At 64.2% G+C, this 12090-nt stretch carries 12 protein-coding genes; 9 read left to right on the top strand and 3 right to left on the bottom strand.

Translation table 11 applies throughout. The features are described 5' to 3' along the window. Positions 1-32 precede the first annotated feature (32 nt). The 4 genes from YUU_RS0117015 to YUU_RS0117005 all read left to right on the top strand — a co-directional run bounded on the left by YUU_RS0117015 (position 33) and on the right by YUU_RS0117005 (position 3596). On the top strand, positions 33-1007 hold the full coding sequence (locus YUU_RS0117015) for an NADPH:quinone oxidoreductase family protein (RefSeq protein ID WP_027523470.1): 975 nt from the start codon (positions 33-35) through the stop codon (positions 1005-1007). Positions 1008-1030: 23 nt separating this feature from the next. After that, positions 1031-1219 carry a hypothetical protein gene (locus YUU_RS58710; RefSeq protein WP_156944352.1) on the top strand — a complete coding sequence of 63 codons (189 nt, stop codon included), beginning with the start codon at positions 1031-1033 and terminating at the stop codon, positions 1217-1219. 315 nt (positions 1220-1534) lie between these two features. Further along, positions 1535-2401: a hypothetical protein gene (locus YUU_RS0117010; RefSeq protein WP_027523469.1), complete on the top strand. Its 867-nt coding sequence runs from the start codon at positions 1535-1537 to the stop codon at positions 2399-2401. A 25-nt stretch (positions 2402-2426) separates the two neighbouring features. Beyond that, positions 2427-3596: a TAXI family TRAP transporter solute-binding subunit gene (locus YUU_RS0117005; protein ID WP_027523468.1), complete on the top strand. Its 1170-nt coding sequence runs from the start codon at positions 2427-2429 to the stop codon at positions 3594-3596. Between the two features lie 272 nt (positions 3597-3868). On the opposite strand, the gene YUU_RS0117000 is transcribed toward YUU_RS0117005, so the two are convergent. Both YUU_RS0117000 and YUU_RS0116995 read right to left on the bottom strand, forming a co-directional pair. Then, on the bottom strand, positions 3869-4258 hold the full coding sequence (locus YUU_RS0117000; RefSeq protein ID WP_027523467.1) for a YkvA family protein: 390 nt from the start codon (positions 4256-4258) through the stop codon (positions 3869-3871). Between the two features lie 91 nt (positions 4259-4349). After that, positions 4350-4655, bottom strand: coding sequence for a 4a-hydroxytetrahydrobiopterin dehydratase (locus YUU_RS0116995; protein ID WP_027523466.1), 306 nt, complete (start codon positions 4653-4655; stop codon positions 4350-4352). A gap of 151 nt (positions 4656-4806) precedes the next feature. Between YUU_RS0116995 and YUU_RS0116990 the strand changes: the two genes are divergently transcribed. Then, positions 4807-6255, top strand: a complete 1449-nt coding sequence (locus YUU_RS0116990; protein WP_035662600.1) for a TAXI family TRAP transporter solute-binding subunit — start codon at positions 4807-4809, stop codon at positions 6253-6255. A gap of 105 nt (positions 6256-6360) precedes the next feature. Beyond that, positions 6361-7908: an alkaline phosphatase gene (locus YUU_RS0116985; protein WP_027523464.1), complete on the top strand. Its 1548-nt coding sequence runs from the start codon at positions 6361-6363 to the stop codon at positions 7906-7908. 9 nt (positions 7909-7917) lie between these two features. On the opposite strand, the gene YUU_RS0116980 is transcribed toward YUU_RS0116985, so the two are convergent. Beyond that, the gene (locus YUU_RS0116980) at positions 7918-8325 is read right to left on the bottom strand and encodes a response regulator (protein WP_156944351.1); all 408 of its coding nucleotides are present in this window, start codon (positions 8323-8325) and stop codon (positions 7918-7920) included. Between the two features lie 160 nt (positions 8326-8485). Here YUU_RS0116980 and YUU_RS51035 point away from each other — a divergent pair, with 160 nt between their 5' ends. From YUU_RS51035 to typA, 3 genes are all read left to right on the top strand, one after another. Beyond that, positions 8486-9283: a Crp/Fnr family transcriptional regulator gene (locus tag YUU_RS51035; protein ID WP_051389774.1), complete on the top strand. Its 798-nt coding sequence runs from the start codon at positions 8486-8488 to the stop codon at positions 9281-9283. A 51-nt stretch (positions 9284-9334) separates the two neighbouring features. Further along, positions 9335-9958: a hypothetical protein gene (locus YUU_RS0116970; RefSeq protein ID WP_027523462.1), complete on the top strand. Its 624-nt coding sequence runs from the start codon at positions 9335-9337 to the stop codon at positions 9956-9958. Positions 9959-10200: 242 nt separating this feature from the next. Further along, positions 10201-12027, top strand: a complete 1827-nt coding sequence (gene typA, locus YUU_RS0116965; RefSeq protein WP_027523461.1) for a translational GTPase TypA — start codon at positions 10201-10203, stop codon at positions 12025-12027. Positions 12028-12090: the final 63 nt, after the last annotated feature.

Here is a 12090-nt window from a genome sequence, read left to right as displayed (position 1 = left end):
ATAATTCCGCTTTGAAACGCCTAGGTGTCGCCATGAAAGCCATCCTCTGCTCGCAATATTGCCAGCCCGACGATCTCGTGTTGGCCGATGTACCGGATCCGGTGGCAGGGCCCGGCGAAGCCGTAATCGCGATCAAGGCGGCGGCGCTGAATTTCTTCGACATCCTGATGATTCAGGGCAAGTACCAGGTCAAGCCGCCGTTCCCGTTCTCACCGGCCGCCGAAGTCGCCGGTGTGATCGAGAGCATCGGCCCCGGCGTGACCGATCTGAAAGTGGGCGACCGCGTGGTGGCCTCCTGCGGCCATAACGGCGCGCGCGAGAAGATCGCGCTGCCGGCGGCTTCGATCGTGAAGATTCCGGACAATCTCGATTACGACCGTGCGGCCGGAATCATCATTATCTACGGCACCGCGCTGCACGCGCTCGAGGATCGCGCGAGCCCGAAGCCGGGCGAGACGCTTGCGGTGCTCGGCGCAGCCGGCGGCACCGGCCTGGCGGCCTGCGAGCTCGGCAAGCTGATGGGCCTGAAGGTGATCGCCTGCGCCTCGTCGGATGAGAAGCTTGCTTTTGCGAAAGCGCACGGCGCGGAGCTGACGCTCAACTACGGCAAGGAAGATCTGAAGGAGGGCCTGCGCAAGCTCACCGACGGCAAGGGCGTCGACATCATCTTCGATCCCGTGGGCGGCGCCTATGCCGAGCAGGCACTGCGCTCGATCGCCTGGGAAGGCCGCTTCCTGGTGATCGGCTTTGCCGCCGGCGACATTCCAAAGATGCCGCTCAACCTCGCGCTGCTGAAGGGCTGCGATATCCGCGGCGTGTTCTGGGGCGCCTGGACGCGGCTCAACCCGGCGAAGAACCGCGCCAATCTGGAGAAGCTCGTGAAGTGGACGGCGGAAGGCAAGATCTCCTCCCACGTCGACCGCACCTTCCCCCTGGCGCAGACCGCCGATGCGCTGAAGGTGCTGGCCGGCCGCCAGGCGATGGGCAAGGTGATCCTGCATCCCTGACGTCGCGCGGATGTTACGAAACGTTGCTCGCCACAAACCTGGCCGTCATCGCCGGCCGCACATTCAACTGTCATCCAACTGTCATCGCCCGCCTTGCGCGCAGTTGCGCACTGGAGCGGGCGATCCAGTATTCCAGCGACGTCAGGCGCATGCGGAGAAGCCGCCGCGTACTGGATTTCCCGCTCGCCGCCTACGCTAAAGCCTTGGCGTAGCCGGCCTTGGCGTAGCCGGGTCGCGGGGAATGACCGCGTAGAATGTGGTGCATGCAACGGGCCTCTCGCAGCAGACCGCCGGATTTATGGTAAAAGTTCCCTCAACCACCGCGATCAAAATTGCGGTGCACGTCCCGCTCTTGCCTCAATCAAACCCAAATGTTTCCTGATTCGCCCAAACCGTGGTCGTCTTTTGGGCTGAATCGGACGGCGATTTACCGGTTCCAGTGAGCGGGGGCTTCTGGACAACAATAAGAAGACTTCACCCGGGATGCCCCCAGCGCGTTGCGTTTAGTAATAGGGGAGCATCAGACCATGGAGACGACGGCCTACCGTCTGTCCAAGACATCTCGGGCGTTCGACGCCGAGCAAGTCATGACCGATCTGGACGCCATGCCCTATCATCTGGCACAGGCCGACCGGACCGAGCTTTCACCGCACGATCCGATGCCGCTGTTTTTGTCCGATCCGCAGGGCACGCCGGATCCACGAGAGTTTACCCCCCGCCGCGCGCGGCGCGTCGGCCTCGCGACGCAAATCGTCGCCAGCGTGCTGGCCGCATCCGCGATCGCAGTGCTGGTCACGTTGTTCCACTCCGACGTCAGCCGCCTGTTCGCCGCCAATGCTACGGCATGGATAAGCAGCGTGGCGGCCGAGGAGCCGGCGACACCACCGGCCCCGGTCGCACGCCAGACCCCGCTGAAGGATCCGGCCCGGGTGTCGAACCCGATGCAACTCGCCGCCGCAGAAGCCAGGGAAGTCACGGCGCCGGCGCCGCCGAGCCGCGAGGCGATCGCGACCGCCTACCAGAACGCGCTGCAAGCGCAGACGCCGGCACAGGCCGCCGCCGCGCCCGTCGCGCCGCCGCCCGCACCGCTGGCGCCACCTCAGCCCGTCAAAACGCTCGACGCCGACACGCTGGCCGGACTGATGACGCGCGCCAGGAGCCTGATGACCATCGGCGATATCGCCGCCGCCCGGCTGCTGCTCGAGCGCGCGGCGAATGCGCAGGATGCGACAGCGGCGTTCGTTCTGGCGCAGACTTTTGACCCGGCCGTACTCGGCACCAAGGATACGCGCAGCATCACCGCGGATCCCGCCGCTGCACGAAGCTGGTACCAGAAGGCCGCTGCCCTCGGATCCGCGGAGGCGCGGGCGCGCCTCACGCAACTTCAGGACTAGGATTTCAATTTAAGCAGAGGACATCATGCGTAACGCTTTGAGAATGGCGCTAGCCGCCATCGTGACGATGTGTGGCCTGTCAGCACAGGCCGAGCAGACCGAATACGACCCGAGCAAGGTCTCGGACAGTCTGAAGGCGATCTTCCAGTTCGGATCGGTCTCGACCAAGCAGGCGTTGAACGCCAACACGGTCACGCTGATCACCGGCACCATCGGCGGCACCTATGTGCAGTTCGGCGCCGACCTCGCCTCCGTGCTCGATGACGGCAACAAGCTGCGCGTGCTGCCGATCGTCGGCCGCGGCTCGGTGCAGAGCGTCGCCGACATCCTGTTCCTCCAGGGCGTCGATCTCGGCATCGTGCGCGCCGACACGCTCGACTACCTCGAGCGCAAGGGTTTTGCGAGCGACATCAAGAAGCAGTTCACCTACGTGACCAAGCTCTACAATGAAGAGATGCAGGTCATCGCGCCGAAGTCGATCGCGACACTGAAGGACCTTGAGGGCAAGAAGGTCAGCGTCGACCTGCCCAATGGCGGCACCTTCGTCACCGCGCTCACGGTGTTCGAGCGGCTCGGGATCAAGGCCAACTTCGTCTATATCGAGCAGCGTATCGCGATGGAGAAGCTGAAGGCCGGCGAGATCGACGCCGTGATCGTGGTCGGCGGCAAGCCGTACAAGTCGGTCTCGACCTTCAATAATGACGGCCGCTTCCATCTTGCGGGCGTGGACTACGCCAAGCCGCTCCAGAGCGACTATCTGCCGGCGACGCTGACGGCAAAGGACTATCCGAACCTGATCAAGGATGGCGAGACGGTCGACACGATCGCGGTCCCGGCCGTGCTTGCCGCCTATAATTGGGGGCCGAAGACGGATCGTTACCGCAAGATCGCACTGTTCGTGGACGCGTTCTTCACGAAATTCCCGACGCTGCAGAACCCGCCCTTCCATCCGAAATGGAAAGAGGTCTCGCTCGCGGCCCCGTTGTCGGGCTGGAACAGGCTGCCGGTGGCGCAGCAATGGCTCGACAGCCACGGCGTCGAGCCGGTGGCGCGCCAACGCTTCGAGACATTCCTGAAGCAGAACCCCGCGGCGGCGAAGGTGTCCGAGACCGACAAGGAAGCGCTGTTCAAGCAATTCCAGGCCTGGGAAGCGGAGAACGGCTCGCGGGCGCAGGCGAGGTCGGAGAAGAAGTAGCGGCAAACACCGTCATTGCGAGGAGTGAAGCGACGAAGCAAATCCAGACTGCCACCGCGGAAACATCTCTGGATTGCTTCGCTTCGCTCGCAATGACGAGCTTGTGGAACGCTAGCGCTGCACTCTCACTGTCATCACCCGCCTTGTGCGCGATTGCGCACTGGAGCGGGTGATCCAGTATTGCAGAGGCAGCGCAAGGACACGGATAAGCCGCGGCGTACTGGATTGCCCGCTTTCGCCGGCAATGACGGCGGAGCGTGTTACTCCCGCGACTACGCGGCTTCCGCCTCTGCTTCGCCCACACCGCGCTTCAGCGCGGCGCGGGCGGCTTCGCGGTGATCTGGCGTGATGTGGCTGGCGACCAGCTTGATTGCGGTCGCGAGCACGGCGGCATCATCGGTGAAGCCGAGCATCGGCAGCATGTCGGGCACGACATCGAACGGCAGGATGAAATACGCGATCGCGCCCAGCAGCGATGCCTGCACATGGCGCGGCGTCTGCTTGTCGAAGGCGCAGTAATAGGCGGCGAGCAGATCCTCGGCGAACGGCAGGTGCGCGACCACGCGCTTCAGCTTGCGCCAGAAACGCCGGCGCACGGTCTCGCGGTCTTCCGCCCGCCGATCGGCCGGCTCAAAGCCGACGCTGTGTTCGGCAGCAGCCATGGTCCAAAACTCCCCGTTTAGGCCGGCGCGGCCGATGGCCGCATCCAATGCCGATCACAAGATGGGGATGCGGCGGCATTGCAACAAGACGTCAGCCAAGGCCTGCCTGGGTCGCGATGGCGTTCATCGCCTTGGCGAGCTCGATATCGAGCGCGGTGACGCCGCCGGCATCATGGGTCGAGAGCACCACCTCGACCGTCTTGTAGACGTTCTTCCATTCGGGATGATGGTCCATCTTCTCGGCCACCAGCGCGGCACGTGTCATGAAGCCGAAAGCCTGGTTGAAATCCCTAAAGGTAAACGTCCTGCCGATCGCCTCGCGGCCACCGGTCTCGGTCCAGCCGGATAGTTCGCTCAAGGCCAGCTTGCGTGCTTCCGCCGACAGCCGCTCCGTCATGGTCGCCTCCGTCTTCAGGGGAACTTTACCCTAACACCGTGCTGACGCCGGGGTTCATATGGAGTTGTCCTCCATCCGCTAACCATGACGCAGATGTAACCCTGACGGGCAAGAAATTTGCTACAATTGCGGGGGTAATGACCAGGCCAAGATGAAACCGAGCCTGAAACGCCTGTATGGGAGATCGATGACCGGGGGCCTGGAGCTGGCCGAAACACCCACACCGACGTCGCCGCGATCGGCGGCGCGGAAGACCATGCTTGTTTCGCTCGCGTTCGTGCTTGCTGTCGTCGGCGCGCTCGTCGGCGGCTATTATTTTGCCATGCGCCCGGTGACGCTCAAAATCGCCGTTGGCCCGGCCAACAGCGACGACGTCAAGGTCGTGCAGGCGCTGACGCAGGCTTTCGTCCAGAGCAAGGGCTATGTCCGGCTGCGTCCGGTCCAGACCGAGGGCGCCACCGCGAGCGCCGAGGCGCTCGCCGAGAACAAGGTCGACCTCGCCATCATCCGCGGCGATCTCGACGTGCCGAAGACCGCCCAGGCGGTTGCGACGTTGCGCAAGAACGTCGTCGTGCTCTGGGTCCCGGCGACCGGCAAGGGCAAGAAGAAGGGCGCCAAGATCACCAAGATCGCGCAGCTCGCCGGCCATCGCATCGGCGTGGTTGGCCGCACCCAGGCCAACGTCAATCTCCTGAAGGTGATCCTCCAGCAATACGGCGTCGATCCCGCCAAGGTGGAGATCGTGCAATTCCCGGCCAATGAAGCCGCCGAAGCGATCCGCACCCAGAAGGCCGACGTCTATCTCGCCGCCGGCCCCGTCAACAGCAAGATTACCGCGGATGCGATCGCCGCCTCCACCAAGGACGGCGGCACGCCGACCTTCCTCGCGATCGATTCGGCCGACGCGATCGCGCAGAACCATCCGGTCTATGAAGCCGCCGAGATCCCCGCCGGCACCTATGGCGGCTCGCCCGACCGGCCCGATGACGAGGTCAAGACGATCAGCTTCGCGCACCACATCGTGGCGCGCAAAGGCCTGTCGGACACTACCGTCGCCGCCTTCACCCGGCAGCTCTTCGCGATACGCCAGCAGCTGGTGACGGAATTCCCGCTGGCGGCGAAGATCGAGACGCCCGACACCGACAAGGACGCCGTGATCCCCGTGCATCCGGGCGCGGCCGCCTTCGTCGACGGCGAGGAAAAGACCTTCCTTGACAGATACAGCGACTACATCTGGTGGAGCCTGATGGCGCTCTCGGCGATGGGCTCGATCGGCGCCTGGTTCGCCGGCTACCTGAAGAAGGACGAGCGCGACAACAACAGCCATCTGCGCGAACGGCTGCTGGACATGATCGCGGCGGCGCGGCGCTCGGAGACCGTCGACGAGCTCGACCAGATGCAGGGCGAGGCCGACGACATCCTGCGCGACACGCTGCGCTGCTTCGACCACGGCGCCATTGAAGAAAGCGCGCTGACCGCCTTCAACATCGCGCTCGACCAGTTCCACTCCGCGGTCGCCGACCGCAAGGCGCTGCTGCTCAGCCTGCCGCAGAACCTGCAGCGCGCCGGTGCCCAATTCCGCGCCGCCGGCAACGCGTAAAAGCTTCCGCGCGTAATCGCTGCGTCACATTGTCTCAATATAGCGTTGGCTTCGCAGTGACGGCTGCCACCGCAGTCGTCCCGACCGATTTCGAGACGCCTTTCCATGAAAATCAAATTCTCCCGTCGCCAATTCCTCTCCACCAGCGCCGGCGCACTCGGCGCGATCGCGATGCCCTATGTGTCGCGCGCGGCCGACCGGCCGCTGATCACCCATGGCGTTCAGTCCGGCGACGTCACGGTCGACGGCGGCGTGGTCTGGGCGCGCGCCGATCGTGCCTCACAGATGCTGGTCGAGGTGGCGACGACGGATAGCTTCAAGGACGCCCGCGCACTGCCGCCGATTGCCGCGCTGCCCGAGAGCGATTTCACCGCGAAGATGCTGGTCGAAAATCTGCCCGGCGGTCAGGACATCTTCTACCGCGTCCGTTTCCGCGATCTCTCTCACACCGCGATCGAGAGCGAGCCGGTGGTCGGCCGCTTCCGCACCGCGCCCGCTGACCGCCGCGACGTCAGCTTCGTCTGGGGCGGCGACGTTGCCGGCCAGGGCTGGGGCATCAATCCCGACGACGGCGGCATGTTCACATTCTCGGCGATGCGCAAACACCGTCCGGACTTCTTCCTGCATTCCGGTGACACGATCTATGCCGACGGCGTGATCCCCTCCGAGGTGAAGCTTGCCGACGGCAAGATCTGGAAGAACGTCACCATCCCCGAAAAGGCCAAGGTCGCCGAGACGCTCGACGAGTTCCGTGCCGCGCACAAATACAATTTCACCGACGACAATGTCCGCGCCTTCAATGCCGAGGTGCCGATCTTCGTGCAGTGGGACGACCACGAGGTGACCAACAACTGGTCGCTGTCGAAGGATCTGCCGGCCGCCTACAAGGAGCGCAACGTCACCCTGCTCGCCGCGCGCGCCGCGCGCGCCTTCCACGAGATGTATCCGATGCGCGAGAGCATCGTGGAGCCGGGCCGGGTCTATCGCCAGATCTCCTACGGCCCGCATCTCGACGTCTTCATGCTGGACGAGCGCAGCTATCGCGGCCCCAACGGTCCGAACCTGGAGACGGAATACGGCCCCGCGTCCTATTTCCTCGGGCCGGATCAGATGGCCTGGCTGAAGCGCGGCCTCCTGAACTCGCGCGCGACCTGGAAGGTGATCGCCTCCGACATGCCGCTCAGCATCCTCGTTTACGACGATGCTGCGAACAAGAAGGGGTCGGAAGCCTTCGCGCAGGGCGACGGGCCGGTGCGCGGGAGAGAGTTCGAGATCGCCGACCTCCTGCGCTTCATCAAGATGGCGCCGATCAGGAACACGGTGTGGCTGACCGCCGACGTGCACTATACGGCCGCGAACTACTACAATCCGGACAAGGCGCAGTTCCAGGAATTCGAGCCGTTCTGGGAATTCGTCTCGGGGCCGCTGCATGCCGGAACGTTCGGACCGGGCGAGGTGGACAACACGTTTGGACCCGAGGTGCGTTTCGTCAAGGCGCCCGGCCTCGACAAGCAGAACCTGCCGCCGTCGGCCGGCATGCAGTTCTTCGGTCACGTCAAGATCGGCGGCTCAAGCGGCCAGATGACGGTGACCATGCGTGACCGCGCCGACACCGCGTTGTGGTCGACGACGCTCGATCCGAAGCTCGCTTAGAGCCCACTGCTACCTGGAGGCACGCGCGCGCAGCGCGGCCTCCATCGCATCACTCGAGCAGGGTTTTTGCAGCCGCGGCACGCCAGCGAACTCGGGCGGAATCCTCGTCTCCGCGCCGTAGCCGGTGACGAAGACGAACGGGATTTTCAGCGCAACCAGCCGCTCGGCGATCGCAAAGCTCGTTTCGCGGACCAGCTCGACATCGAGGAGCGCAAAGTCGGGCGCGCGGTCGGTGATCGCATCCAGTGCGCGCGCAACGGATGCGACTGTCCGCACATCCTTCACGCCGAACCCGAGCAGGCGTTCTTCGAAATCGATCGCGATGATGGGATCGTCCTCAACGATCAGCACATCGGCGGGGACATCGGAGCCGTCGAATGAAGCGCGCTGCATGGTCTCGTCGATTGAGGGCTGCATGATGTTCCAATCAAGACGGTTTCAGCCCGATGCCTGCGCCCCGCGCATCGGAGGTTCCAGGAACGAAGCGCACCACATCACCGTTTCTCCGTCTGTCCACTTGTGCACACAGGCGGCGAGCGGAACCAGCTAATGTCGGGGGAGATCGGAGAGCGTTGGGATGGATGCGCGAAGCAACAGGACAGCCGAGATTGCGAGCCGGCCCTACAACAATCTGCTGCGGCGACTGAGCCAGGCCGACTACGCGCTGATCGCGGCGCATCTGACTACCGAGGCAACATCGGCGAACGAGCTGCTCTACAATCCCGGCGACGACGTCCAGGTCGTGCATTTTCCCTGCGGGCCGTCGCTTGCGACCTTCCTCGTTCCCAACGAAGACGGCCGCGACGTCGAGACCATTCTGGTCGGCCGCGAGGGCGCCGTCGGCGGCGTCGTCAGCGAAGGCTATCTGCCGGCCTATACGCGGATCGTCGTGAAGTTCGGTGGCCCCTTCGTGCGCATCCATGTCGGCAAGCTCGAGGCCGCCAAGCGCAGCTCGCCGACGCTGCGCAACATCTTTGCGCGCTACGCCGACTGCATGCTGGCGCAGATCTTCCAGTCGACGGCCTGCAACGCCATCCACTCGATCGAGCAGCGCACCGCCAAATGGATTTTGGCCGCGATGGAGCGGATCGACGGCAACGACAGCGTGCCGCTCACGCACGAGCAGCTGGCGACCCTGCTCGGCGTCGGGCGTAGCTACGCGAGCCGCGTCATCCAGTCGTTCAAGGCGCAAGGCCTGATCGAGACGCGTCGCGGCTCGATCCTGGTGTACAACCGCGAGGGCCTCAAATTGCGGGCCTGCCTGTGCAACGACGCGGTGAAGGGCCATTTCGAGGAGGTGCTGCGCGGGGTGTATCCGACGGAGGAAGAGGATATCGGCGTGGAGGCGGGTCGATCCCCTCGCCGCGCGACGTGAACCCACGCAAAGAGCGCTGCTACAAAACCGGGGTATCCATGGAGGACTACCTTGGCCGTCGATTATTGGTGGGTCGGCTTTTTCGTCGACGACGCGACGCGTCAGCGCCTCAAACCACACTTCAAGGCAGCCGCTGCGAACAGCAGCCTTTCGATCGAAGCGGAGCAGGCGATCGCGGCTTGGCGCGCCAACCCAGGCGATTTCGAGGAAGCGGCCTTTTGTTCAAACCCAGAAACGGCGGCTCAAACCAACGCCTTCATTTGCGCGTTCGGCCTTCCCGGGTTTGTCGAGCTTGCAGTGCAGTTGCTGATTGAGGGCCACGAGCTCTCCGGGATCGCCAACGAACAAAACCTGTTCGGTATGGTCATCACGTCCCGGCATGCACCGGTGAGTATCGTCTGGCACGCGCTGGGCGCAGAACGCTCGGAGCTGCTGCCTGGCCGGATGGGCAACATGCTGCTGGCTCCAAACGAGGTTGAAGCCGCCCTTGAGGCGACCCATCGGGCCTATTCGGGCCTGGCGACGAACGAGATGCTGACGAGGGCAAGGCGCTATTGCTGTCACAGCGTACGAGACGACGAGCTGCGCGAGACGCTCGACTTTCTGCCCGGAGGGCTCGCGGAAGCCCGTCGGAGGAACCTGGGGTTCACCGCGCTGGCATGCCCAAGACTTTGAAAGAATTTGACCAAACCCCGTGGTAGAACGGCCAAGCGACGGCCAAAGAAGCCATTGTTTTTTAGCGTTTTCTGACTATATTGCGCTGCAAACGCGTTGAGGTGCCCGGCTTTGATGGCCGGGCTTCCTTTTTGGGCGGAAAGCGCCCGTTTCTCAGGTTTCCAGCGTTATCCGAAAAAGAGGTCCCGGTCTGACCGGCGAGATCGCGCTAACCCATTGTTCGACCGCAAAGAAGCTCACTCATGAACCTTCGTAACGTCGCCATCATCGCCCACGTCGACCACGGCAAGACGACCCTCGTCGACCGCCTCCTCCAGCAATCCGGCACCTTCCGCGAGAACCAGAAGGTGACCGAGCGCGCCATGGACTCCAACGACCTGGAGCGCGAACGCGGTATCACCATCCTGGCCAAGGCGGCCTCGGTGCAGTGGAAGGACACCCGCGTCAACATCGTCGACACCCCCGGCCACGCCGATTTCGGCGGTGAGGTCGAGCGCATTCTGAACATGGTGGATGGCGCGCTGGTGCTGGTCGACGCCGCCGAAGGCCCGCTGCCGCAGACCAAGTTCGTGGTCTCCAAGGCGCTGAAGGTCGGCCTGAAGCCGATCGTCGTCATCAACAAGGTCGACCGCCCCGACGCGCGCCCGACCGAGGTCATCAACGAGGTGTTCGACCTGTTCGCGGCCCTCGACGCCAGCGAGGAGCAGCTCGACTTCCCGATCCTCTACGGGTCGGCCAAGCAGGGCTGGATGGCCGAAAGCCCGGAGGGTCCGAAGGACAAGGGCATGGAGCCGCTGTTCGACCTGATCCTGCGCCATGTCGCGCCGCCGAAGGTCGAGGAAGGCCCGTTCAAGATGATCGGCACCATCCTGGAGGCCAACCCCTATCTCGGCCGCATCATCACCGGCCGCATCTCGTCCGGCATCCTGAAGCCGAACCAGCAGGTCAAGGTGCTCAACGCCGACGGCAAACTGGTCGAGCAGGGCCGCATCACCAAGATCCTGGCCTTCCGCGGTCTCGAGCGCACGCCGCTCGATGAGGCCGAAGCCGGCGACATCGTCGCCATTGCCGGCCTGACCAAGGGCACCGTCGCCGACACCTTCTGCGATCCGACCGTCGAGGTGCCGCTGCCGGCGCAGCCGATCGACCCGCCGACCGTGTCGATGTCGTTCATCGTCAACAACTCCCCGCTCGCCGGCACCGAAGGCGACAAGGTGACGAGCCGCATGATCCGCGACCGCCTGCTCCGCGAAGCCGAAGGCAATGTCGCGCTGCGCGTCGTCGAAGCCGCCGACAAGGATGCGATGGAAGTGTCGGGCCGCGGCGAATTGCAGCTCGCTATCCTGATCGAGACTATGCGCCGCGAAGGTTTCGAGCTCTCGGTGTCGCGTCCGCGCGTCGTGTACCAGAAGGACGAAGCGACCGGCGCCACCATGGAGCCGATCGAGGAAGTCGTCATCGACGTCGACGAGGAGCATTCCGGCGTCGTCGTGCAGAAGATGAGCGAACGAAAGGCGGAGCTGATCGAGATGAAGCCCTCGGGCGGCAATCGTCAGCGCCTGGTGTTCTACGCGCCGACCCGCGGCCTGATCGGCTACCAGGGCGAGCTTTTGACCGACACCCGCGGCACCGCGATCATGAACCGCCTGTTCCACGGCTATGCGCCGTACAAGGGCGAGATCCAGGGCCGTCGCAACGGCGTGCTGATCTCCAACGACCAGGGCGACGCGGTGGCCTACGCCATGTTCAAGCTGGAAGACCGCGGCCCGATGATGATCGAGCCCGGCTGGAAGGTCTATCGCGGCATGATCGTCGGCGAGCACACCCGCGACAACGATCTCGAGATCAACGTGCTCAAGGGCAAGCAGCTCACCAACATCCGTACCACGTCCAAGGACGAGGCGGTGCGCCTGACCCCGCCGATCCGGATGACGCTGGAAAAGGCGCTCGCCTATATCGAGGACGACGAGCTCGTCGAGGTCACGCCGAAGTCGATCCGTCTGCGCAAGAAGCACCTCGATCCGAACGAGCGCAAGCGCGCGGAGAAGGCCAAGGAAGCGGTGGCGTAAGCCACTCACGCTGTCATTTCTTGGTCATCTCGCTGTCATCACCCGCTTCGCGGGTGATGACGC

Source organism: Bradyrhizobium sp. Ec3.3, assembly GCF_000472925.1.
In the GTDB taxonomy this organism is placed as follows: domain Bacteria; phylum Pseudomonadota; class Alphaproteobacteria; order Rhizobiales; family Xanthobacteraceae; genus Bradyrhizobium.
Note: the sequence above shows the minus strand (reverse complement) of the source record. Positions and strands in the feature narration are given on the sequence as shown.

Bases quoted from the DNA above. Each gene is read 5' to 3' on its own strand.
- YUU_RS0117015 (WP_027523470.1), top strand. From the start codon at position 33: ATGAAAGCCATCCTCTGCTCGCAATATTGCCAGCCCGACGATCTCGTG.
- YUU_RS0116980 (WP_156944351.1), bottom strand. From the start codon at position 8,325: ATGCAGCCCTCAATCGACGAGACCATGCAGCGCGCTTCATTCGACGGC.
- YUU_RS0116985 (WP_027523464.1), top strand. From the start codon at position 6,361: ATGAAAATCAAATTCTCCCGTCGCCAATTCCTCTCCACCAGCGCCGGC.
- YUU_RS0116990 (WP_035662600.1), top strand. From the start codon at position 4,807: ATGAAACCGAGCCTGAAACGCCTGTATGGGAGATCGATGACCGGGGGC.
- YUU_RS0116995 (WP_027523466.1), bottom strand. From the start codon at position 4,655: ATGACGGAGCGGCTGTCGGCGGAAGCACGCAAGCTGGCCTTGAGCGAA.
- YUU_RS0117000 (WP_027523467.1), bottom strand. From the start codon at position 4,258: ATGGCTGCTGCCGAACACAGCGTCGGCTTTGAGCCGGCCGATCGGCGG.
- typA (WP_027523461.1), top strand. From the start codon at position 10,201: ATGAACCTTCGTAACGTCGCCATCATCGCCCACGTCGACCACGGCAAG.
- YUU_RS0117005 (WP_027523468.1), top strand. From the start codon at position 2,427: ATGCGTAACGCTTTGAGAATGGCGCTAGCCGCCATCGTGACGATGTGT.
- YUU_RS0117010 (WP_027523469.1), top strand. From the start codon at position 1,535: ATGGAGACGACGGCCTACCGTCTGTCCAAGACATCTCGGGCGTTCGAC.
- YUU_RS51035 (WP_051389774.1), top strand. From the start codon at position 8,486: ATGGATGCGCGAAGCAACAGGACAGCCGAGATTGCGAGCCGGCCCTAC.